Below are 21,185 nucleotides of genomic sequence, written 5' to 3'. Positions count from 1 at the left end.
CGCCGGATTCAGGACTCGTCGGATTCGGATCGGGCGAGCGCGTCCTCGACCCGTTTACGCGCCCCGGCCAGATGCTCCTCACACCGGTTGGCCAGCGCCTCGCCGCGCTCCCACAGCGCCAGCGACTCGTCCAGATCCATGCCGCCCTGTTCGAGCATCTTCACGACGTTGACCAGTTCGTCGCGGGCGCGTTCGTAGCCGAAGCCGGCGATCTCGGCCAGCTCGTCCTTGTCCGAGTCGGCCAAGGTCAGTTCCCTCCTGTGTCGTCGGCGGTGCGGGTGCCCGCGGCGGTGGTGCCGAGCGCGGCCGCGGAGACCGCGCCGTCGGCGACGCGGATGCGCAGCTGGCTGCCCGCGGGCGAGTCGGCGATGCTGCGCACCACGTGCCGCTCCGGGCCGGTGACCCGTTGCACCACAGCGTAACCGCGGGCCAGGGTGGCGGCCGGACCCACCGCCGTGAGCTTTTCCCGCAGGTGCGCGGTCGCGGTGGATTCGGTGCGGATCAGATGCCGCACGCAGCGCCTGGCGTCGGCGCGCAGCCGTTCGATCTCGGTGGCGCGCCGGTCGATCTCGCGCAGCGGGTCGGCCAGCACCGGGCGCGAGCGCAGTTGCGCCAGCGCCCTGGCCTCCCGGTCCACCCAGCCGCGCAGGGCCGCCGCCGAGCGGGCGCGCAGCTCGCGCACGAGGGCGAGTTCGGCGGCGGCGTCGGGCACCACGCGCTTCGCCGCGTCGGTGGGGGTGGCCGCGCGCAGGTCGGCGACGTAGTCCGACAGCGGGTTGTCCGGTTCGTGGCCGATCGCGCTGACGATGGGGGTGGTCGCGGCGACGATGGCCCGGCACAGCGCCTCGTCGGAGAAGGGCAGCAGGTCCTCCACGCTGCCGCCGCCGCGGGCGAGCACGATCACCTCGACCTCGGGATGCCGGTCGAGTTCGGCCAGCGCGGACAGGATCTGCGGCACCGCGGTCGGCCCCTGCACCGCGGTGTTGCGCACCTCGAAACGCACCGCGGGCCACCGGTTCCTCGCGACGGTGAGCACATCGTGCTCGGCTGCGCCGCCGCGGCCGGTGATCAGCCCGACCACCTTCGGCAGGAACGGGATCGGCCGTTTGAGCCGCTCGTCGAACAAGCCCTCGGCGGCCAGCAGTGCCTTCAGCCGCTCGATCCGGGCCAGTAGCTCCCCGACGCCCACCGGCCGGATCTCCAGCACCCGCAGCGAGATGCTGCCGCGGGCCGGGAAGAACACCAGCTTGCCGTAGACGACGACGCGGCTGCCCTCCTGCAACGGCACCGGGCTGCGGCGGATGAGTTCGGGATCACAGGTGACCTGCAACGACATGTCGGCGGACGGATCGCGCAGCACCAGGAACGCGGTGCGGGCGCCGGGGCGCAGGTTGATCTGGGTGATCTGGCCCTCCACCCAGATGCTGCCCAGGCGATCGATCCACTGCATCACCTTGACCGACACCGAGCGCACCGGCCACGGGTGCTCGGCGGAGTTGGCGGGCGCCGAACCGTCCTGTGTCATGCGCACAGGTATACGCGCCGGGACCGACCGATACGCCGCACGGCCGGTCCACGGCGCGCCCGGCCGGGTGTCACTGGGCCTGGACGGTGGCGATCCGGTTGGTGAGCATCGTCACGAACGCCGCCCTGGCCTGGGTCCGCTGCTCGTAGTCGAGCAGAGCCTGCAGATCTTCCACCGTCAGCATGCGCAGGCGGGCCCGCAGCTGCGCCAGCGTCATGGTCGCGTAGTCGTACCGCTTGGCGACCTCGGGCTCGTCCACCTCGGGCTCGGCCGCCTCGGGCTCGGGCGCTTCGGCCTCGACAACTTCGGCCTCGGGGACAACGCTGAGCTGGGGTTCTTCGGATTCCGACGGCGCGTCCGCGGTATCGACGGCGGTCGCGGGCTGCTCGTCGGACCCGGCCCGCTGCGCGGTGGAATCGCTGCCGTTGTGATGGCCGTTACCGCTGGCGGGCTCGTCGGCGGTGTAGAGGTCGAAACGGCTGGCCCAGGCGGCGAACTCATTGCCGCCGGTTTGCTGATCGGTGAGGTCCTCGTCGAAGGTCGCCCATTCCGGCTGTTCCTGCGTGGTATGGGACAGTCGGTCGAAGACCGCGTCACCCTTGAGAGCGAGGCTGGTCACGAACTGCTGGACGTGCATGCTGGTCTGCAGGATCTGGCTGATCGCGGTGATCGGGAAGTTCATCGCGGCGGTCGGTAGCCGACGGGTTTCTTCCAGGGCATAGACGGCGGCGCCGGCGGCCACCCGGGCCAGGAACGGTGGTCGAAACATGCTCCTAGCCTGCCCGATGGGCTGTGATCTGCAAAGACCGCACCGCCGCCGGACGACCCGGCACCGGATGCACACGTAAGCTGTGGGCATGTCTTCGGCCATCCCCTTGAACGTCGGAATCGCCCGCTCCGCGGGCACCGCGACAGTCGACGCCGACACCGCCAAGCGCGTGCTGCTCGCCGAGCCACGCGGCTACTGCGCGGGCGTCGACCGCGCCGTCGAGACCGTGGAGAAGGCGCTGGAGAAGCACGGCGCGCCGATCTACGTGCGCAAGGAGATCGTGCACAACCGGCACGTGGTGGAGACCCTGCGCGAGCGCGGCGTCGTCTTCGTCGACGACACCGCCGAGGTGCCCGAGGGCGCGGTCGTCGTGTTCTCCGCGCACGGCGTCTCACCCGCGGTGCACGAGGCCGCCGCCGCCCGCAACCTGCACACCATCGACGCGACCTGTCCGCTGGTCACCAAGGTGCACCAGGAGGCCAAGCGCTTCGCCCGCGACGACTACGACATCCTGCTGATCGGCCACGAAGGCCACGAGGAGGTCGAAGGCACCGCCGGTGAGGCGCCCGAGCACGTGCAGCTCGTCGACGGACCCGACGCGGTGGACCGCGTGCGGGTGCGCGACGAGAACAAGGTGATCTGGCTGTCCCAGACCACCCTGAGCGTCGACGAGACGATGGAGACCGTGCAGCGGCTGCGCGAGCGCTTCCCCTCGCTCCAGGACCCGCCCAGCGACGACATCTGCTACGCCACCCAGAACCGCCAGGTCGCGGTGAAGGCGATGGCCCCCGAATGCGATCTCGTGATCGTGGTCGGCTCGCGCAACTCCTCGAACTCGGTGCGCCTGGTCGAGGTCGCGCTCAACGCCGGCGCCAAGGCCGCCCACCTGGTCGACTACGCCCGCGAGGTCGATCCGGCCTGGCTGGAGGGCGTGCGCACCATCGGCATCACCTCGGGCGCCTCGGTGCCGGAGATCCTGGTGCGCGGCGTGCTGGACATGCTGGCCGAGCACGGATACGCCGACGTGCAGCCGGTCACCACCGCCAACGAGACCCTGGTCTTCGCCCTGCCGCGGGAACTGCGCACCACGCGCCGCTGACCCTGCCCATCCGCTCGAACGGCCGCCCCGCATCCCGCGGGGCGGCCGTCGTCGTCACAGGCTCTCCGGCTTACGCCGCTGCGGGCGTCCCGGCTCGCGATCGCGGTACCGGACATTCGGCTGGGGATGCGGCGGCACCGCGCCGCGCGCCCGCGGCCGCGGAGCGGCCTCCGCCTCGGCGCGCGACATCGCCGCCGCCGGCCGCGCCGCACCCCGCACCGGCGGCCTGCCCTCCCGCGGCGGCCTGCCGTTGACCCGCGGCGGCACGTCCGCGACATCGCGCGGCGGGCGCCTGCCCAGTAGGGGCGCCTCGTACTTGTCCGTCTCGGGCTCATCGACCTCGGGACGCGGTCGCCTGACCTTCTTCCGCGCCGACACCGGCTCGGGCGCCTTCCGGGCAGGCTTCTTCTTCGGGGCCGGCGTGCGTCCCCAACTGGTCGCCCGCTTCACCTCGTCGCGATGGCCGGCACCGGTCTCCCTGCGATAGCTCACGATCCGGTAGCCACCGATCAACAGCACCAGCACGGTGGCCAGCATCATCGTCGGGAAGCGGTTCACCAGCGGAATCGCCAGATTGAGCAGGATGTCCTTCAGTCCGGTCGACCCACCCCCGCTGAGCTGCTGATACGCCAGCGGCACCGCGACGAACAACAGCAACGGCGGCAACACCAAAGTGGTGAACAACCCCCGCATCCGCACCGCAAGCACCGCCGCCACGCAGCCGACGACATAGAGCACCGCGAACGTGGAAGTCAGGTCGACGGCGTCGCCGCGCGCGTCGAGCAGGAAGCCCAGGAGCGTGCAGCCGATCGCGATCAGGACAGCCGACCATGCCGGCACACCCGGCACCGTCGGCAGGATCGAGCGCTGCAGCGCGGGCACCCGGGATCGCACACGTTGGGAAGCAGCCACACAAAGACCCTAACTGTGTTGCTTTTGTGCCGTCGATCTGCCGCGCTGGGCTTGTTTTGCCGCTCCTTCGTCGCGGCGACCATTATGTGCCGCCTCTCGCTTCGCTCGAACCGCGATGGTGTCCTGCCCTCACGCCGGTGGGGCACGGCCAGCACGCCCTTGCCGGGCTGCGCCGGCGTCGCCCGTCGCCGCTGACTCGAGCCCGGCACCGCACTTCCACAACCCCCGAAAGCAAGCTCACAGCGCACCGAGCCCACCACGCCCGACTCGGCCCCGTACACCCTCCACGCCGTCCGGCCTCCGGATCACCCGGCCTCCGCCACCGTCCGCGTTCGGGTTGTCCGGCCTGGGCCCCTGGCGAGTCTGTGCGCTGTCCAGCGTTCGGGTTGTCCGGTCTGGGCCTTCGGCGGGTCTGTGGGCTGTCCAGCGTTCGGGTCGTCCGGCCCGGGCCTCCGGCGAGTCTGTGGGCCGTCCAGCGTTCGGGTTGTCCCGCCTCCGCCCCCGTCCAGCCTGTGGGGCCGCCCGGCCTCCGCCCCGCCCAGCCGTCGCACCGCCCGGCCTCTGGGCCGTCCGGGTCATCCAGCGCCGATGGGGCCTGGTTGCACTCGCCCCCACCCACCTCCCACCTAAACGGAATACCTCCGTTTCGAGCGAAGCGAGAGACAACACACAAAGGTCGCGGCCCGTCTCGCGTGGGGGAGCCCGCGGCGCAAGCGACGAAGGAGCAAGCCGCGGGCTCCCCCACGCGAGACACCAGGGGGCCGCGACCCGCCGCGACGAAGGAGCGGCAAGAAGACACAGCCGCGACCCGCCCGACGAAGGAGGGCAAATCGAACCCTGTCGGTGGGAGGGCTTACGGTGTCGAACCATGCGGCTGCTGCACACCTCGGATTGGCATGTGGGCCGGACGTTTCACGGCGTCGATCTGCTCGTCGATCAGGCGCGCTCGCTGGCGGCGATCGCGGAGCTGGTGGCCGAGGAGTCGGTGGACGTGGTGGTGGTGCCGGGTGACGTCTACGACCGCTCGATTCCCAGTGCGGACGCGATCGCGGTGTGCACCAGGGGTTTGGAGGCGATCAGGGCCGCGGGTGCGGTGATCGTGGCGACGTCGGGCAATCACGATTCGCCTGCTCGGCTCGGGGCGGGGGCGAGTTTCGCGGCGGCGGGCGGGTTGTATCTGCGGACGCGGTTGGCGGAGGCGGACCGGCCGATCGTGTTGCGTGACGATGCGGGTGAGGTGGCCTTCTACGGCATTCCGTATCTGGAGCCGGAGGTGGTGCGCGGGGAGTTGGGTGTGCCGCGGGCTCGCTCGCACGCCGAGGTGCTGGATGTGGTGATGGATCGGGTGCGGGCGGATCTGGCGGGCAGACCGGGAGTGCGGTCGGTGGTACTCGCGCACGCGTTCGTGGTCGGTGGGGCGGCGACGGGGTCGGAGCGCTCGATTTCGGTGGGCGGCGTGGAGACGGTGCCGTTGTCGGCGTTCGACGGTGTCGACTACGTGGCGCTCGGGCATCTGCATTCGCCGCAGACGTTGTCGGCGTCGGTGCGGTATTCGGGTTCGCCGCTGCCGTATTCGTTCGGGGAGGCGTCGCACCGCAAGGCGGTGTGGATCATTGATCTGGACGAGTCGGGGGTGGCCGAGGTGCGGCGTCGGGATCTGCCGGTGGTGCGGGGTTTGAGCCGGTTGACCGGCACGCTCGAGGAGTTGCTGTCCGATCCGGCGCACGAGGACGCGGTGGCGCACTACGTGTCGGCGACGTTGACCGATACGGCGCGCCCGATCGACGCGATGCGCCGGCTGCGGAACCGGTTCCCGCACGCGGTCCACGTGGAATGGGTTCGGCCGGACGCCGATTCGGTGCTGCATTATCGGGAGCGGGTGCGCGGGCGCGATGACGCGGAGGTCGCGCGCAGTTTTCTCACCGATGTGCGGGGTGAGCCGTCGACGGCGGAATTGCGGTGGCTGGAGCGGGCGTTGGCCGCGGGCGTCACCGAGCCGGAGGGTGCCGCGGTGCTCGCCGGATCGGATGCGGCCGAGGAATTGTCGGCGTGAGGGAGTCGGGGGTGGGTGAGGTGGCCGGATGAGGCTGCATCGGCTGGAGATGACGGCGTTCGGCCCGTTCGCGCGGCCGACGGTGGTCGATTTCGACGCGCTCGGCGCCGACGGGCTGTTCCTGTTGCACGGCCAGACCGGCGCGGGCAAGACCACCGTGCTCGACGCCATCGCGTTCGCGCTGTACGGGCGGGTGCCCGGCGCGCGCGGGGAGAGCAAACGACTGCATTCCGACCACGCGCCCGCGCAGACGCCGCCGCGGGTGGTGCTGGAGGCGACGTTGGGTGGCCGGCGGCTGCGGCTGACCCGCTCGCCGGAGTTCGAGCGGCCCAAGCTGCGCGGCAGCGGCATGCGCACCGAGCAGCCGAAGGCGACGTTGGAGTGGCTGGACGGGCGCGGGGAGAACCTGTCCCGCATCCCCGATATCGGTGAGGAGATCGTGCGGCTGCTCGGCATGAGCGCCGACCAGTTCTTCCAGGTGGTGCTGCTGCCGCAGGGCGATTTCGCGCGGTTCCTGCGCGCGGAGAACGAAGACCGCGAGAAGCTGCTGGAAAAGCTGTTCGATACCCGCCGTTTCGGTGTGGCCGAACAGTGGCTGGCCGAGCGGCGCCGCGCGTCGGCCGCCGATCTCGAACAGCGCAAGCAGGGCATCGAGCGGCTGATCGCCCAGATCCGCGGCGCGGCGGGGTTGAGCGTCACCGAATCGGTCGGGGTGCTCGAGTGCGTGGACTGGTCCCAGGAACTGCTCGCCACCGCCCGGGACGAGCTGGCCGCCGCCACCGCCGACGCCGCAGCGCGCGAACAGGAATGCGCCCATCTGCGCAAGGAAGCCGAGGAACTGCGCACCCTCGACGACCTGCGCCGCCGGATGGCCGCCGCCCACGACCAGCTCACCCGCTACCACGCCACCGCCGATCAGCGTGGCGCCCGCCGAGCCGAACTCGAGGCCGCCCGCCGCGCCCAGCCGGTCACCGAAGCCATCGACGAAGCCCGCGCCGCCGTCATGGAATCGCGCCACCGCGAGAACGAAGCCCGCACGGCCGCCCGAGCGCTCGCCACCGCGCTCGCCGTCCCCGAGGCCGCCGACCTCCGCGCCGACCTGCTGGTCTCGGATGACGGTTCGGTTGCGCGGGATTCATCACGCGAAGGCGCGCCCGTCGCCGAAACCATCGGCATGGCTTCGGATCTCGGCTCTCAGGAGCCGGAGGTCGCCGCGGCGGGGCGTGCGGCGGCGGGCTCGGAGACCACCGACCCCCACCTGCGCGACGACGCCGACCTCGACGCCGCGGTGCGCCGGTGGAGCACCCTGATCGGCGCACTGGACGCCGTCCGCGCCGACGCGACGATCGCCGCCGAATCGACGGCCGAGCTGGCGAACCTGCGGGCCGAGGACGGCGACCTGGCACGTCGGACCGCGGAACTGATCGAGCGCCGGGCGGCCCTGCCGGAGTCGATCACCGCCGCGGACCGCCGGTTGCGGGAAGCGGGTGACGCGGCCGCCGCGCTGCCCGCACTGGCCGCCGAGTGCGAACGTCTGCAATCCGCCGCGACCGCCGCGGTGGAGCTGGCCAAGCGCCGCACCGCGCTGGACGCGACCCGCGTGGAATTCGAGACGGCCCGCGCCGCGCACAACGACGCGCGCGAGCAGGTGCTCGAGGTGCGGGAGCGGCGACTGGCGGGGATGGCCGCCGAGCTGGCGGGCGCGCTGGTCGACGGGCAGCCCTGCGCGGTGTGTGGGTCGCACGAGCATCCCGCCCCGGCCGAACCCGCCGACCGCGCGGTGTCGAAAGAGGCCGAGGACGCCGCCGTCGCCGCCGAACGGGCGGCCGAGCAGCGCCGCGACGAGATCGGCACCCGCATCGCGGGATTGGAGCGCGAGATCGAAGCGCTCATCGCCCGGGGCGGCGACACCGACCGCGTCGAGCTGGCCGCCGCGCTGCGCTCGGCCACTGCCCGCTACGAGGATGCGGCCGACACGGCGGCGCAGCGCGAGGCCGCCCAGGCGGAGCTGGACCGGTTGCGTGGCGAGGAGGCCCGCAGCCACGACGACCTGCGCGCGGCCGAGGCCCGGCGCAGCGCCGTGGCCGCCCGGATCGCCGCCACCGAGGATCGCCTGGCCCGGGCGACGGAAAGCCTGCGCCGGGCCGCGGGCGCGGACACCGATGTCGAGCGACGGCGCACGCGCCTGGAAGCGCTCATCGACACCGCGACCGTGTTGCTCCGGGCCCGCGCCGCCGTCGCCACGGCCCGCCAGCACGTCACCGTGGTCGCCAAGCGCGTCGAAAACCTCGCCGCCGCGGCGGGGTTCGTGCCGGATGAGGTGCCCGAGGACGAGGTCGCCCGGCTCACCGCGTTCGCCCGCGTGGTGAACGCGGCCGCCCGGCCCCGGCCGCGGCAGGACGAGATCGAGGCCGAACTGACCGCCGCCGACCGCGCCCGCGCCGCCGCCGAAGCGGTCTTGGCCGAGCCGGAGATCCAGGCCGCCGCCGCGGCCGAACCGGGCGACCTGGTCGCGGTCGAGCAGGCGCTGGCCCACGCGCAGCAGCGCTCGAACGCCGCGGTGGCGGCCAAGGCGGAGGCGGGCAGGCGGGTGCAACTGCTCGAGGAACTCGGCACCCAGCTGTGGACCGAGGTCGACCGCCTCGCCCCGCTGCAACGCGCCTACGACGAACTCGACCGCCTCGCCGACGTGGTCGCCGGGCGCGGCGAGAACAACCGCCGCATGTCGCTGCGCTCCTATGTGCTGGCGGCCCGGCTCGAGGAGGTCGCGCTCGCCGGCTCGGTGCGGTTGCGCAGGATGTCGGGCGGGCGTTACGAATTCGTGCATTCCGACAAGGCGGGCCCGCGTGGCCGCCGCGGCGGGTTGGGCCTGGACATTCGGGACGACTACACCGGCGCGGTCCGCCCGGCCAAGACCCTGTCCGGCGGCGAGACCTTCATGGCCTCCCTGGCGCTGGCCCTCGGCCTGGCCGACACCGTCGCCGCCGAATCCGGCGGCGTCGTGCTGGACACCCTGTTCATCGACGAGGGTTTCGGCAGCCTCGACGCCGACACTCTGGACGCCGTCATGGGCGTCCTCGACGAACTGCGGGCGGGCGGCCGGGTGGTCGGCATCGTCAGCCACGTGGACGAGATGCGCCAGCGCATCCCCAGCCGCTTGCACGTCATCCGCGGACGTGACGGTTCGCGGCTGGAGACGACGGTCGCCTGACGCCGCGCCGGGAACGTTCTCACCGTCGGCCGCGGGCCTCGTGGTCGAGCAGCCACCGCTTGGCGGGCAGTCCCCACCGGAAGCCGCCCAGCGCACCGCCGATCCGCAGGACCCGGTGGCACGGGACGAACAGGGCGGCGGCGTTGCGGGCGCAGGCGTTGGCGGCGGCGCGGGTGGCGGCGGGGCGTCCGGCGAGGGCGGCGAACTCGGTGTAGGTCACCGGGTCGCCGGCGGGGATCTTGCGCAGGACGTCCCAGGCGTGGGTGAGGAATTCCCCGGAGCGCTGGCGGACGGGCACCGGGTCGATCGCGGCGGTGTCGCCGCGGTGGTAGGCCAGCACCGCGCGGGTGATCGCGCCGAGGTCGTCGCGTTCGCGCAGCTCGGCGGGGCGCAGCGCCGGATGCACGAGCAGGCGCAGCTCCGCCGGGTCGGCGGTCCAGCCCGCGGCCAGGACGGCGCCGTCGCGATCGGCGAGTGCGGTGAACGGACCGATGGGGGTGTCGGTGATGGCGTAGTCGGCTGTGGTGATGGACATGGGAGAGGCTCGCTTTCGTCGGGAGTTCGGGTCAGCCCGCGCGGCGGCCGGGAACGCGGGCTGCCAGCGCGGTCTTCCACAGGTGCATGGACAGGTAGGACCGCCACGGCGCCCAGCGGGCGGTGTCGGTGAGGTCGAGGCCGAGCAGGTCGGCGCCCTGCCGGACGACCAGGTCGGTGCTGAGCAGGATGTCGGGGTCGGCGAGCAACCGCATGGTGACGTAGTCGGCGGTCCAGGGGCCGACGCCGTCGAGCGCCAACAGGTCGGCTCGCAGGTCGGTGGCCGTGCGGCCCTGATGCAACGCCAGTTCACCGGAGGCGACGGCGTCGGCGGCCCGCACGATCGACCGCACCCGGCGGGCGGGTCCGGTGAGCACGTCGGCGCCGTGTTCGGCGAGGGTGGCGGCGGTGGGGAACAGTCGCAGCGCGGCCCCGTCCACGGGCTCGCCCAGCGCCGCCACCAGCCGCGCGGTGTGCGTGGCCGCCGCACCCACCGAGATCTGCTGCCCGATCATGGTGCGCAGCAACAACTCCGCCGGTTCCAGGCAGCCGGGCACCCGGATGCCCGGCGCGACCCCCAGCACTTCGTCGATCCCCATCGGGTCGGCATCGAGGTCGAGCAGGTGCCGCACCCGCGCCACCGTCGGCGCCAGATCGCGCATGTCGTGCAGCGCGAGTTGGGCCCGCACATGGTCGTCGCCGAACCCCAGCCGCACGATCGCGTGCCCGTGCGGTGTCCGCAGGGCGCGGGTGTAGGTGCCGTCCGCCCACGACTCCATGCCGGGTGCCGCGTGCGCGCTCAGGAACCACTCCAGCCAGGCGCGGTCCAGCGGTTCCCGGAACGGCAGCCGCAGCGTCAGCGTGCCGTTGGTGGCCGGTGCGCTGCGCCGGGACCGCTTGGCCTCGGCGCGCATCACCGTCGGGCTGACGGCGAACACCTCGCGCACCGTGTCGTTGAACTGGCGGATGCTGGCGAATCCGGCCGCGAACGCGACATCCGACATCGGCATGTCGGTGGTCTGGATCAGCAGCCGCGCGGTGTGGGCGCGGTGGGCGCGCGCCAACGCCAGCGGGCCCGCGCCGAGTTCGGTGGTCAGCACCCGGGTCAGCTGCCGCTGGGAGTAGCCCAGTGCCGCCGCCAGCGCGGGCACGCCGCCGCGTTCGATCACGCCGTCGCCGATCAGCCGCATCGCCCGCGCGGCCAGGTCGGCGCGGGTGTTCCACAGCGGGGAGCCCGGCGCGGCATCGGGCAGGCAGCGGCGGCAGGCGCGGTAGCCCGCCTGCTGCGCGGCCGCGGCGGTCGGCAGGAACGTCACGTTGGCGCGCTTGGGGGTGATCGCCGGGCAGGACGGCCGACAGTAGATCCCCGTGGTGCGCACCGCCGTGAAGAACTGGCCGTCGAAGCGGGAGTCCCTGGTGGAGACCGCTCGATAGCAGCGTTCGAAATCCAGCGCGGTGATCGTCACGCAGTCCACGATCGCACCTGCCCGACGGCGGTGCTAGCGGAAATCGGACGCGACGACCCCCGCGCTCGACGCCTACGCGCTCAGCAGCAGCGGCTGGCCGGATTGCGCTCGGCCTCGGCGTGCCGGGTGCGCCAGTACTCCCGTTCGCTGGGGACCGGCAGATCCGGGTGCCTGCGGCGCAGGTGCGCGACGTAGCGCTGGTAGTCCTGCCCGCCGACCACCGAATCACACCACCAGAGCACCGCGCGCACCCCGTCGCGCAGCCGCTGCCCCGCGCCCATCACGCCCTCGATTCCGCCTTGTCGGGTGCCTGGTGCGCCGCGCCGGGCGCGCGCACCTTGCCCGCCGCGATCAGCGCGTCCCACTCCTTCTGCACCTCCCGCTCGGCGGGGGTGGCGATGAAGCCGCTGGGCGCGAAGATCTTCGACGGTTCCTCCGGCGACTCGGTGGTCGGACTCTCCCCGGCCCGCCAGGCCCGCAGGCACACGATGGTGCCGACGACGGCCACCACCAGCACCAGCACCGCGAACACGATCGAGAGCGTGCCCTGGATGAAGGTGTTGCGCACCACCACGTCCACCTCCTGCGGCGTCTTGGCCGTCAGGCAGAGTGTGCCCGCCTCCTGCGCCTGCTGGCACAGGCTGTGCTGCTTCCAGTAGCCGACCTTCGGGTCGGCGGAGAAGATCTTCTGCCAGGAGGCCGTCATCGTCACCAGCAGATCCCACACCAGCGGGATGCCGGGAATCCAGGCCCATTTCACCAGGCCCTTCTTCACGATGATGGTCAGCACGACGGTCAACGCCACCGCGGCCAGCAGCTGGTTGGCGATGCCGAACAGCGGGTAGAGGGCGTTGATGCCGCCCAGCGGATCGTTCACGCCCATCAGCAGGATCGAGCCCCACGCGGCGACCACGACCACCGAGCAGACCCAGGCGCCCACCCGCCACGACGGGTCCTTGAACTTGCGCAGCGGACCACCGAAGTTGCCCAACGCGTCCGAGACCATGAACCGCGCGACGCGGGTGCCCGCGTCGATGGTGGTGAGGATGAACAGCGCCTCGAACATGATCGCGAAGTGGTACCAGAACGACTTCATGCTCTCCCCGCCGAGGAAGCGGTGGAACACCTCGGAGATGCCGACGGCCAGGGTCGGCGCGCCGCCGGTGCGGGAGATGATGGAGTTCTCACCGACGTCGGCGGCCGCTCCCGCGAAGGTCTCCGCGGTGGCGGGCGGACCGGACAGGCCGAGCGAGTTGGTGTATTGGGCCGCCTTCTCGGGGGTGCCGCCGGTGAGCCCGAGCGGCGCGTTCATGCCGAAGTAGAGGTGCTGGTCGATGATGGTGGCGGTGATGATGGCCATCACCGCGACGAACGACTCCATCAGCATGCCGCCGTAGCCGATCATCTTCGCGTGCGATTCCTTCTCCAGCAGTTTGGGAGTGGTGCCGGAGGAGATCAGCGCGTGGAAGCCCGAGAGCGCGCCGCAGGCGATGGTGATGAACAGGAACGGGAACAGGCTGCCCGCGAAGGCGGGACCGGTACCGCTGGTGGCGAATTCGGAGATCGCGGGCGCCTTCAGCACCGGCATGGTGACCAGGATGCCGATGGCCAGCAGGCCGATGGTGCCGATCTTCATGAACGTCGACAGGTAGTCGCGCGGCGCCAGCAGCAGCCACACCGGCAGCACCGAGGCGAGGAAGCCGTAGCCGATCAGCAGCCAGGCGATGGTGGTGCGCGAGAGCGTGAACCAGTCGGTGCCCCAGTCGGTTTCCGACACCCAGCCACCGGCGACGATGGCCAGCAGCAGCAGCGCGATGCCGATCACCGACACCTCGCCCACCTTGCCCGGCCGCAGGAACCGCAGGTAGATGCCCATGAACAGGGCGATGGGGATGGTCATGGCGATGGAGAACACACCCCACGGGCTCTCGCCGAGCGCGTTCACGACGACCAGCGCCAGCACCGCCAGCAGGATCATCATGATCACGATGATCGCGGCGATGGCCGCGACACCGCCGACCACGCCGAGCTCGTCGCGCGCCATCTGCCCGAGGCTGCGCCCGCGCCGTTTCGTCGAAGCCCACAGCACCAGGTAGTCCTGCACCGCACCGGCCAGGCAGACGCCGACCACGATCCAGATGGTGCCGGGCAGATACCCCATCTGCGCCGCCAGCACCGGACCGACCAGCGGGCCCGCGCCCGCGATGGCCGCGAAGTGGTGGCCGTAGAGGACGCGGCGGTCCATCGGCATGAAATCCTTGCCGTTCTCCAGGATTTCGGCCGGGGTGGCGAGGTCGTCGCGCGGCTTGGTGATCTTCCATTCGATGAACCGCGCGTAGAGGCGGTAGGCGATCACATACGTACACACCGCCGCGATGACGATCCACACCGCGTTGACGTTCTCGCCGCGCGCGAGGGCGAGGATCGACCAGGCGACGGCGCCGAGTATCGCGATCCCGGCGAGGACGGCCTTCTTGGCCGGGGTCATGGGGGATCGGTCGACCACACCCACCGGGGGCAGGTCGGGGTCGGTCCGCAGATATTCGATTGTCGCCATCTGCTACTCCTGGTGACGCAGGACATGAAACAGATGACAACGTATCGGATGGTCCGGGCGCGCTGAGCGGTTTGGGGGCATCGTCGCCGCAGCGTTGTGCGGGGCCGGGTGGTGCCCCGGCCCCGGCGCTCAGTCGCCCCAGTAGGTGCCGAAACTCCAGATGTTGCCCTCCGGGTCGCGCACGGTGAAGCCGCGCGATCCGTAGTCCTCGTCGCGGAGCCCGAGCACCACCTCGGCGCCGGCGGCGGTGGCGCGGGCGAACAGCCCGTCGGGGTCGTCGCAGACGAGGTAGATCGAGTCGTTGCCCGGTGTGCGCTGTCCGAAGACGGAGTCGTCCTTGCCCGCCGAGCCGTACATGACGCCGCCGCCGAGCGGCCAGCGCAGTTCGCCGTGCTCGACGATCGAGGGGTCGTCGGCGCGGGTGTAGGCGGCGGTCTGCTCGAAGCCGAAGGCGTTCACCAGGAACGCGCTCATGGCGTTGGCATCGCGGAAGGTCAGGCACGGCCAGACGGCGGTGCGGGTGCGGGTTGCTGCCGGAGTGGTCGTCGAATCGGTCATGACTCCAGGGTCATCCGCGCGCGGTGTTCTCGTCTTGGACGGATGGAACCTCCTGCGCCAGCCACGTGGTCGGGCTGCACCCGGCCAGTTCGGCGAAATCACGGTTCAGGTGTGCCTGGTCGTAGTAGCCGCAGGCCGCCGCGACCTGGGCGATCGTCACGAACGACGGCGTGCGCTCCAGCATCCGCCTGGCTCGCTCGAAGCGGGTGATGCGCGCGGCCAGCTTCGGGCCGAGGCCGAACTCCGTGGCGAACCGCCGGGTGAGATGCTGGCGGCTCCACCCGATCCGCTCGGCCAACGCGCCCACGTGCACCGCGCCGCCGCTGTCGACCACCGCCCGCCAGGCCCACGCCAGCTCCGGCACCACCAGCCGGTCCGGGCAGGCGAGCCTGGTCAGCACCTCGTCGCACACCGCGAACCGCTCCCGCCACGACGCGGGCCCCTGCAACCGCTCCCACAACTCGTCCGCGGCCGGTCCCGCGATCTCCGCGCATTCCAGCGTCGTGTTCCACAGCGCTCCCGCGGGCAGCCCGAACAGCACCCGGCACCCCAGCGGGGTCAACTCGATCCCGACACCCTCTTGGTGCCCGTTGTGCGCGATCGCCGCCGCGCTCGCCTGGAGTCCGCTGAGCACGCAGCGGTAGTCGCCCGGGCTCTGGGTGCGGTCGGTCTGCTCGATCACGTCGATGGTCGGGCCGATGGCGACGATGAAGGTGAGGTGCCGCGACGGCAGCCCCCGGTGCAGGCCGGGCGGGTACCCGGTCATCCGGTAGCCGGTGTAGTGATCGATGAATCCCGCCAGCGCGGGGGCGGGCCGCGCGGTCACCACCTCGGTGGTCGGCTCCATGCGTTCACGCTACGCCCGCCCACCGACCGGCACGAGCGACGGCGCCGCTCGGCGCCCGCGGCCCGGCGCGTAGACTTTCCGACCTGTGAGTCTCACCCTCGGAATCGTCGGCCTGCCCAACGTCGGAAAGTCGACGCTGTTCAACGCGCTGACCAAGAACGACGTGCTGGCCGCGAACTACCCGTTCGCGACCATCGAACCCAACGTCGGCGTGGTCCCGCTGCCGGACCCGAGGCTGGAGAAGCTGGCCGAGATCTTCGGCTCCGAGCGCATCGTGCCCGCCGCCGTGTCGTTCGTCGACATCGCCGGCATCGTCAAGGGCGCCTCCGAGGGCGCGGGCCTGGGCAACAAGTTCCTCGCCAACATCCGCGAAGCCGACGCCATCTGCCAGGTGGTGCGCGTGTTCGCCGACGACGACGTGGTGCACGTCGACGGCCGCGTCGACCCCGCCGCCGACATCGAGGTCATCGAAACCGAGCTCATCCTCGCCGACCTGCAGACCCTGGAGAAGGCCGTCGTCCGTCTCGACAAGGAAGCCAAGGTCAAGAAGGACCGCAAGCCCGTCGCCGACGCCGCCAAGGCCGCCCAGGAGATCCTCAACAGCGGAAAGACCCTGTTCGCCGCCCGGAACGAGGTCGACACCGACCTGCTCAAGGAACTGTCGCTGCTGACCATCAAGCCGTTCCTGTACGTCTTCAACGCCGACGAGTCCGTGCTCACCGACGAGGCACGCAAGGAGTCGCTGAAGGCCTCCGTGGCCCCCGCCGACGCGGTGTTCCTCGACGCCAAGGTGGAAGCCGAGCTCCTCGAACTCGACGACGAATCCGCCGCCGAACTGCTCGAATCCATCGGCCAGACCGAACCGGGCCTGCACGCCCTCGCCCGTGCCGGCTTCCACACCCTCGGCCTGCAGACCTACCTGACCGCCGGGCCCAAGGAAGCGCGGGCGTGGACCATCCACCAGGGCGACACCGCCCCGAAGGCCGCAGGCGTCATCCACACCGACTTCGAGCGCGGCTTCATCAAGGCCGAGATCGTGGCGTTCGACGACCTGGTCGAGGCGGGGTCGATGGCGGCCGCCAAGGCCGCGGGCAAGGTGCGGATGGAAGGTAAGGACTACGTCATGGCCGACGGCGACGTCGTGGAGTTCCGCTTCAACGTGTAGTCCGATGGTGCGGTGAATCGGGCGATTGCCCACAGGAGCAGCCCCGACGCCGCATAGCCCGCGCCGAGCCAGCACGACGCCGCCCAGCCCCACGCGCTGTATGCCCAGGTCGTGGTGATCGCGCCCAGGGCGGATCCGAGGGAGTAGAACGCCATGTACGCCCCGATGACGGCGGTGGCGCGGTCGGGATGGGCGGTGGTCAGCAAATGTTGGCTGCTGACATGGACTGTTTGGACGGCGAAGTCGAGCAGGATGACGCCGAGGACGAGCAGCCACAGCGTTCCTTCGATCCGGGCGGTGAGCGCCCAGGACGCGGTGAGCAGTGCGAGTGCGCACCCGGTGCTCGCCTGCGCGTGACCTGAGTCTGCCCATCGGCCGGCGCGGGCCGCGCCGAGCGCTCCGGCCAAACCGGCCAAGCCGAACATGCCGATCTGCGTGGTGCCGAGGTTCCACGGCTCCGCGCCGAGCGGGAGGGCGAGCCCGCTCCACAGGGTGCCGAAGGATGCGAACAGGAAGAAGGCGATCAGCCCTCGGCTCAGGAACAGCCGGTCGGTGCTCGCGAGTCGCACCATCGAGCCGACCACCTGCCGGTATCGCCGGCCGGGCGTTCTGTGATCCGGGTCGAGTGTGGCGTGGACGGTGTAGGCGAGGACCGCGCACGACAGGGCGAGCAGGGCGTAGCCGACGCGCCAGCCGACCGTGTCGCCCAGCACGCCTGCCAGGACGCGAACGCCCAGGATGCCGAGCACCACACCGGAGGTGATGGCGCCGATGGTGCGCCCTCGCTCGCTCGGTGCGGACACGGCCGCGGCATAGGCGACGGTCACCTGGACAACGACCGCGAACAGCCCCGCGATCGCCAATCCGGCCACGGCCACGACACTGTTCGGGGCGGCGGCGACGACCGCGGCGCCCCCGCCGGTCAGTACCAGATGCGTGCTGATGAGCCGACGCCGATTCATCACGTCGCCGAGCGGAGTGAGCAGGACGAGGCCGATGAAGTAGCCGACCTGACCGGCGGCGGCCAGCACACCCAGCGTCTCGTGCGCGACCGCCAAGTCGGCTCCGACCGCCGCCAGCACCGGCTGCACCGCGTAGACCGTCGACACCGCGACGGCGCAGACCAACGCCAAGACGAATCGCTGCGTTCCCGCCACTTCGGTCACCGTGCCCTTCGAATCGGTGGCAAAATGCAACCATTCGACGGTAGGGCATAATGGTTTCGAATTGCAACCAATGGAGGGCTGATGGCCGTGGTGCCTACTGCGCGGGAGTGGACCGATCCCACCTGCCCCGTGGCGCGCACCATCGATCTCGTGGGTGATCGGTGGAGCCTGCTGATCGTGCGCGACGCCATGGACGGCGCGGGAACCTTCACCGAGTTCCAGCAGCGGCTCGGGATCGCCCGGAACATCCTGTCGGATCGACTGCGCCGATTGGTCGACAACGGCATCCTCACCACCAGCACGCCGCCCGGCGGCAAGCGGCACACCTACGCCCTCACCGAAGCAGGTCAAGACCTCTTCGCCGCCATCGTGGCGTTACGGCAGTGGGGTGAGCGCCACGCCTTCGTGGCGAACGAACCGCGCTCGGTCCTGGTGGATCGGGACGGCAGCCCCGTCGCGCCGCTGCGTATCGAAAACCGGGAAGGACAGCCGGTCACCGCGGTGACGGCCCGGGTGCGCAAGGTTCCCGACGCGGCGATCCGGCACCGATGAGTTCTCCGGCCGGCGGGCGTCAGTAGTCCCATGGGAACTCTGATCTTTGTCGCAACCATCTCCCTCGACGGCTATGTCAACGACGCGACCGGTGACTTCAACTGGTCGGGTCCGAGCGATGAGGTCTTCGCGGTCCATGTCGATCGGATGGGCGAGGTGTCGACCGAGGTGCTGGGCCGCAAGACCTACGGGCTGATGCAGTACTGGGAGACCTATCCCGACGACGAGGACCGGCCGGCGGCCGAGCGGGAGTTCGCCCGGCGGTGGCGGGGGATCGAGAAGGTCGCCGTGTCGACGACGTTGACCCGCGGAGAACTCGGTTCCGATCGCGATCGCCTCGTGCCCCACCTGAGCCTGGATGAGCTGCGACGGATCGTCGACGCCGCGCCGGGGGTGGTCGAGATCTTCGGGCCGACGACCGCCGCCGAGGCCATTCGGGCGGGGCTGGTCGAGGAGTTCCGGTTCTTCGTGGTGCCGAAACTGGTCGGCGGCGGTGTGCGTGCCCTGCCCGACGGCGTTCATCTCGACGTGACGCTCGTCGAGCACCGGATTTTCGACAACGGCATGGCGTATCTGCGGTATCGGGCTCGCTGACTCGACCCTCCCGGTGTCGGCCCGCGCAAGGCCGTCAGCCGACTTACTAACACCAACGTTACTAACACCAACGTTACTAACATCAGGGTTACTGACATTGCTGTTGGTGAAGTGCGGTCAGTCCGAGGGCGGCGCTGACAGGTTCGATGCACGTTCGGTTTTCGCTGACGCTGCCGCTGCGGCAACACGATCTCGCAGAGTGGTCACACCCGCCCCGCCGAGGTCGTCGCAGTAGCTGACCCGCCCCGCCATGACCATCACCAACGCGACCGTGGTCCCCGTGACGAGCGGGCCCGTTCCCGTGGCGAACGGTCCGTCGGTGGCCTCCAGCCGCAACCCTTCGATGCTCTTCTTGCTCGGCACGGTGAAATTCGTGGTGGCGAAGAAGCGGGCTACGTCGGTGGCCGCTTCCACCGACGGCGCGGTGGTCAGGCCGAGTGGTTGCCGGATGTCCTGGGCGTGCACGACCACTTCGCCGAGCCAGGCGGCGGTGTGCCCGGAGGCGGCGGTGGTGCTGGGAATGATCGACCGGAAGCGCGCGAGGGTTTCAGCCGGTGTGGCACCGCGGTTTTCGGCCAGGCGGCGGTCGTTGTGTTTGTCGAAGTCGAAGCGGGCGGACAGGACGCTGGCGATCCAGCGGAAGCGGCCGGTGCTCGCGGCGGCGGTGAGGTGGGCGACGACTTCCTCGACGGTCCAGCGGCCGCACAGGGTTTGGTGCGCCCACTGGTCGTCGGTGAGGGTGGCCAGGTCGTCGGCCAGCGCGGCGCGTTCGGCGTGTGCCAGGGTCCAGAGGCGGGCGCGGGAGTTGTCCTTCGGCACGGGGCGATGACCTCCAGTTCGTGCGGGCGTGCCCGGCTGGGGGTCGGGTCACGATTTCGTCGTTCCCGGTGTAGACGGGGTGGGTCGGGTGAACTCATCGTCCCGTCGAGTTCGCCGTACCCGAGGTGCGCCCGCCGTGGTCGCTCGGGTCAATTCAGCGCGCCGCGCACGGTTTGCGCCGTGACGGCGGGCAGGTCGTCGGGGATGGGAGTTCCCGACACGAGGTAGCGGCGGACCGCGGCGGTCGGCAGGTCCACCGCTGCCAGCAGTACGGCGGTGCGGCTGCGTCCGGTCCGGTCGCAGAGCCGGCGGACCAGGTCGCGGATCGCGGCGTTCCATCGTTCGTTCTCGGCCTCGCGTTCCGCCCGCACGGCCTCGGGCCACGCGTCGGCGCCGAACCGTGCCGCGCCCGTGAGCAGGACGTGTGCGTCGAGTGGGTTGTCCGCGCACCAGCGCACGGTGTACTCGGCCAGCGCTGTTGCCGCCTCGACCGGGTCGCCGTCGAACAGGGGATAGGCCGCGGTGTGATAGCGGGCGAGGGTGCGCGTCCACAGCGCGCCGAGCAGGGCCGCGCGGTCGGGGAAGCGGTGATAGACCGAACCGCTCGACACCCCGGCCGCCCGGACCACCGCGCTGACGGTCACCCCGGCCGGTCCGGTGTCGCGGAGCAGTCGGGCGGCGGTGTCCAGGATGTGGTCGGTGTCGTGAACCAGGCGGGCCATGCCTGGACACTACTGGGCACCACGCTCTAGAGTCACCTCTCTAGAGAGGGTTATCTAGAAGGGATTCGATCATGACCGTGACCGCGGAGGACATCTACGCATTCGCGCCATACGTGCGCACCCTGGGAGTGCGCTTCGATCGGATCGCGCCGGACCGGGTGGTCGCTCGGTTGGCGCACTCCGCGGCGCTCTCGACCACCGGCGGCGGACTGCACGGGGGAGCGGTGATGGGACTGGCCGACGCCACCGCCGCCGTGTGCGCGGCCTTGAACGGCAGCCCCGGCGTGGCGCCTGCGACGGCCGACTCGACCACCCACTTCCTGCGCCCGATCACCGATTCCGCCACCGCCACGGCGGTCCCGATGCGGGTGAGCGCCCGGCAGGTCGTCGTGACCGTCGAGGTGCGCGACGCGAGCGGTGAGCTCTGCGCGCACGTTGTTCAGACCGTGCGGTTGTTGCCGCCGAGCACATAGGGTCGCGAGGTAGCCGTGCGCACTCCGGGCGAACTGACCAGGCCGTCGCCGCCCGCCTGATGACCCGTCGATGGGCATTCGGCTAATCCCCGTAGTCCGACGGCCAGAAGATCATCGCGAGCACAACCGCCAGCGGCACAGCGATCACGAACACGAGGCCGAG

The 21,185-nt window shown here is 71.1% G+C and carries 20 protein-coding genes; 7 read left to right on the top strand and 13 right to left on the bottom strand.

Features of this window, described 5'->3' with window-relative positions:
- Positions 1–8 precede the first annotated feature (8 nt).
- The 3 genes from CRM89_RS17400 to CRM89_RS17390 form a co-directional block, all read right to left on the bottom strand.
- Positions 9–245: an exodeoxyribonuclease VII small subunit gene (locus CRM89_RS17400; protein ID WP_172964538.1), complete on the bottom strand. Its 237-nt coding sequence runs from the start codon at positions 243–245 to the stop codon at positions 9–11.
- A 2-nt stretch (positions 246–247) separates the two neighbouring features.
- Positions 248–1,525 (bottom strand): exodeoxyribonuclease VII large subunit, encoded by a 1,278-nt coding sequence (gene xseA / locus CRM89_RS17395; protein WP_086844246.1) that lies wholly within the window; start codon positions 1,523–1,525, stop codon positions 248–250.
- 70 nt (positions 1,526–1,595) lie between these two features.
- Complete coding sequence (locus CRM89_RS17390; protein ID WP_098085074.1) at positions 1,596–2,294, bottom strand: lipid droplet-associated protein; 699 nt, start codon at positions 2,292–2,294, stop codon at positions 1,596–1,598.
- A gap of 88 nt (positions 2,295–2,382) precedes the next feature.
- On the opposite strand from CRM89_RS17390, the gene CRM89_RS17385 reads away from it, so the two are divergent.
- A complete protein-coding gene (locus tag CRM89_RS17385; protein ID WP_011211331.1) occupies positions 2,383–3,393 on the top strand; it encodes a 4-hydroxy-3-methylbut-2-enyl diphosphate reductase in 1,011 nt (336 codons plus the stop codon).
- 54 nt (positions 3,394–3,447) lie between these two features.
- Here CRM89_RS17385 and CRM89_RS17380 read toward each other — a convergent pair whose 3' ends face one another.
- Positions 3,448–4,305 (bottom strand): DUF6542 domain-containing protein, encoded by an 858-nt coding sequence (locus CRM89_RS17380; RefSeq protein WP_098085071.1) that lies wholly within the window; start codon positions 4,303–4,305, stop codon positions 3,448–3,450.
- Between the two features lie 868 nt (positions 4,306–5,173).
- On the opposite strand from CRM89_RS17380, the gene CRM89_RS17375 reads away from it, so the two are divergent.
- Entirely contained in the window at positions 5,174–6,358 is a 1,185-nt protein-coding gene (locus tag CRM89_RS17375) for an exonuclease SbcCD subunit D (RefSeq protein ID WP_011211329.1), read from the top strand.
- Between the two features lie 28 nt (positions 6,359–6,386).
- Positions 6,387–9,569, top strand: a complete 3,183-nt coding sequence (locus CRM89_RS17370) for an AAA family ATPase (RefSeq protein ID WP_098085068.1) — start codon at positions 6,387–6,389, stop codon at positions 9,567–9,569.
- Between the two features lie 19 nt (positions 9,570–9,588).
- Here CRM89_RS17370 and CRM89_RS17365 read toward each other — a convergent pair whose 3' ends face one another.
- The 6 genes from CRM89_RS17365 to CRM89_RS17340 all read right to left on the bottom strand — a co-directional run bounded on the left by CRM89_RS17365 (position 9,589) and on the right by CRM89_RS17340 (position 15,531).
- On the bottom strand, positions 9,589–10,104 hold the full coding sequence (locus tag CRM89_RS17365) for a methylated-DNA--[protein]-cysteine S-methyltransferase (RefSeq protein WP_098085065.1): 516 nt from the start codon (positions 10,102–10,104) through the stop codon (positions 9,589–9,591).
- Between the two features lie 31 nt (positions 10,105–10,135).
- Positions 10,136–11,578: an AlkA N-terminal domain-containing protein gene (locus CRM89_RS17360; RefSeq protein ID WP_098085063.1), complete on the bottom strand. Its 1,443-nt coding sequence runs from the start codon at positions 11,576–11,578 to the stop codon at positions 10,136–10,138.
- A gap of 71 nt (positions 11,579–11,649) precedes the next feature.
- Positions 11,650–11,850, bottom strand: coding sequence for a YbdD/YjiX family protein (locus tag CRM89_RS17355; RefSeq protein WP_041560402.1), 201 nt, complete (start codon positions 11,848–11,850; stop codon positions 11,650–11,652).
- Positions 11,850–14,126 (bottom strand): carbon starvation CstA family protein, encoded by a 2,277-nt coding sequence (locus CRM89_RS17350; protein WP_098085060.1) that lies wholly within the window; start codon positions 14,124–14,126, stop codon positions 11,850–11,852. Before CRM89_RS17350 ends, CRM89_RS17355 begins: the two co-directional genes overlap by 1 nt.
- A 129-nt stretch (positions 14,127–14,255) precedes the next feature.
- Positions 14,256–14,684 (bottom strand): VOC family protein, encoded by a 429-nt coding sequence (locus CRM89_RS17345; protein ID WP_060594473.1) that lies wholly within the window; start codon positions 14,682–14,684, stop codon positions 14,256–14,258.
- Positions 14,685–14,694: 10 nt separating this feature from the next.
- Complete coding sequence (locus CRM89_RS17340; RefSeq protein WP_098085057.1) at positions 14,695–15,531, bottom strand: helix-turn-helix domain-containing protein; 837 nt, start codon at positions 15,529–15,531, stop codon at positions 14,695–14,697.
- An 85-nt stretch (positions 15,532–15,616) separates the two neighbouring features.
- Here CRM89_RS17340 and ychF point away from each other — a divergent pair, with 85 nt between their 5' ends.
- Complete coding sequence (ychF, locus tag CRM89_RS17335; RefSeq protein ID WP_098085055.1) at positions 15,617–16,696, top strand: redox-regulated ATPase YchF; 1,080 nt, start codon at positions 15,617–15,619, stop codon at positions 16,694–16,696.
- On the opposite strand, the gene CRM89_RS17330 is transcribed toward ychF, so the two are convergent.
- Positions 16,648–17,892 carry an MFS transporter gene (locus CRM89_RS17330; RefSeq protein WP_228787921.1) on the bottom strand — a complete coding sequence of 415 codons (1,245 nt, stop codon included), beginning with the start codon at positions 17,890–17,892 and terminating at the stop codon, positions 16,648–16,650. The two genes, ychF and CRM89_RS17330, sit on opposite strands and share 49 nt — an antisense overlap.
- Before the next feature lie 51 nt (positions 17,893–17,943).
- On the opposite strand from CRM89_RS17330, the gene CRM89_RS17325 reads away from it, so the two are divergent.
- Both CRM89_RS17325 and CRM89_RS17320 read left to right on the top strand, forming a co-directional pair.
- The gene (locus CRM89_RS17325; RefSeq protein ID WP_041560401.1) at positions 17,944–18,414 is read left to right on the top strand and encodes a helix-turn-helix domain-containing protein; all 471 of its coding nucleotides are present in this window, start codon (positions 17,944–17,946) and stop codon (positions 18,412–18,414) included.
- A 30-nt stretch (positions 18,415–18,444) separates the two neighbouring features.
- Complete coding sequence (locus CRM89_RS17320) at positions 18,445–19,008, top strand: dihydrofolate reductase family protein (protein ID WP_060594486.1); 564 nt, start codon at positions 18,445–18,447, stop codon at positions 19,006–19,008.
- Between the two features lie 117 nt (positions 19,009–19,125).
- On the opposite strand, the gene CRM89_RS17315 is transcribed toward CRM89_RS17320, so the two are convergent.
- Together CRM89_RS17315 and CRM89_RS17310 are read right to left on the bottom strand one after the other, a co-directional pair.
- Positions 19,126–19,827 carry a maleylpyruvate isomerase family mycothiol-dependent enzyme gene (locus CRM89_RS17315; protein WP_098085053.1) on the bottom strand — a complete coding sequence of 234 codons (702 nt, stop codon included), beginning with the start codon at positions 19,825–19,827 and terminating at the stop codon, positions 19,126–19,128.
- 149 nt (positions 19,828–19,976) lie between these two features.
- Complete coding sequence (locus CRM89_RS17310) at positions 19,977–20,549, bottom strand: TetR/AcrR family transcriptional regulator (RefSeq protein ID WP_098085050.1); 573 nt, start codon at positions 20,547–20,549, stop codon at positions 19,977–19,979.
- A gap of 71 nt (positions 20,550–20,620) precedes the next feature.
- Here CRM89_RS17310 and CRM89_RS17305 point away from each other — a divergent pair, with 71 nt between their 5' ends.
- Positions 20,621–21,022, top strand: a complete 402-nt coding sequence (locus CRM89_RS17305; protein WP_098085047.1) for a PaaI family thioesterase — start codon at positions 20,621–20,623, stop codon at positions 21,020–21,022.
- Positions 21,023–21,185 lie beyond the last annotated feature (163 nt).

Source organism: Nocardia sp. FDAARGOS_372, assembly GCF_002554515.1.
In the GTDB taxonomy this organism is placed as follows: domain Bacteria; phylum Actinomycetota; class Actinomycetes; order Mycobacteriales; family Mycobacteriaceae; genus Nocardia; species Nocardia farcinica.
This window is presented reverse-complemented; position numbering and strand designations above follow the sequence as displayed.

Bases quoted from the DNA above. Each gene is read 5' to 3' on its own strand.
- CRM89_RS17365 (WP_098085065.1), bottom strand. From the start codon at position 10,104: ATGTCCATCACCACAGCCGACTACGCCATCACCGACACCCCCATCGGT.
- CRM89_RS17340 (WP_098085057.1), bottom strand. From the start codon at position 15,531: ATGGAGCCGACCACCGAGGTGGTGACCGCGCGGCCCGCCCCCGCGCTG.
- CRM89_RS17320 (WP_060594486.1), top strand. From the start codon at position 18,445: ATGGGAACTCTGATCTTTGTCGCAACCATCTCCCTCGACGGCTATGTC.
- CRM89_RS17370 (WP_098085068.1), top strand. From the start codon at position 6,387: ATGAGGCTGCATCGGCTGGAGATGACGGCGTTCGGCCCGTTCGCGCGG.
- CRM89_RS17355 (WP_041560402.1), bottom strand. From the start codon at position 11,850: ATGGGCGCGGGGCAGCGGCTGCGCGACGGGGTGCGCGCGGTGCTCTGG.
- CRM89_RS17345 (WP_060594473.1), bottom strand. From the start codon at position 14,684: ATGACCGATTCGACGACCACTCCGGCAGCAACCCGCACCCGCACCGCC.
- CRM89_RS17325 (WP_041560401.1), top strand. From the start codon at position 17,944: ATGGCCGTGGTGCCTACTGCGCGGGAGTGGACCGATCCCACCTGCCCC.
- CRM89_RS17310 (WP_098085050.1), bottom strand. From the start codon at position 20,549: ATGGCCCGCCTGGTTCACGACACCGACCACATCCTGGACACCGCCGCC.
- CRM89_RS17385 (WP_011211331.1), top strand. From the start codon at position 2,383: ATGTCTTCGGCCATCCCCTTGAACGTCGGAATCGCCCGCTCCGCGGGC.
- CRM89_RS17390 (WP_098085074.1), bottom strand. From the start codon at position 2,294: ATGTTTCGACCACCGTTCCTGGCCCGGGTGGCCGCCGGCGCCGCCGTC.
- CRM89_RS17305 (WP_098085047.1), top strand. From the start codon at position 20,621: ATGACCGTGACCGCGGAGGACATCTACGCATTCGCGCCATACGTGCGC.
- CRM89_RS17350 (WP_098085060.1), bottom strand. From the start codon at position 14,126: ATGGCGACAATCGAATATCTGCGGACCGACCCCGACCTGCCCCCGGTG.
- xseA (WP_086844246.1), bottom strand. From the start codon at position 1,525: ATGACACAGGACGGTTCGGCGCCCGCCAACTCCGCCGAGCACCCGTGG.
- CRM89_RS17375 (WP_011211329.1), top strand. From the start codon at position 5,174: ATGCGGCTGCTGCACACCTCGGATTGGCATGTGGGCCGGACGTTTCAC.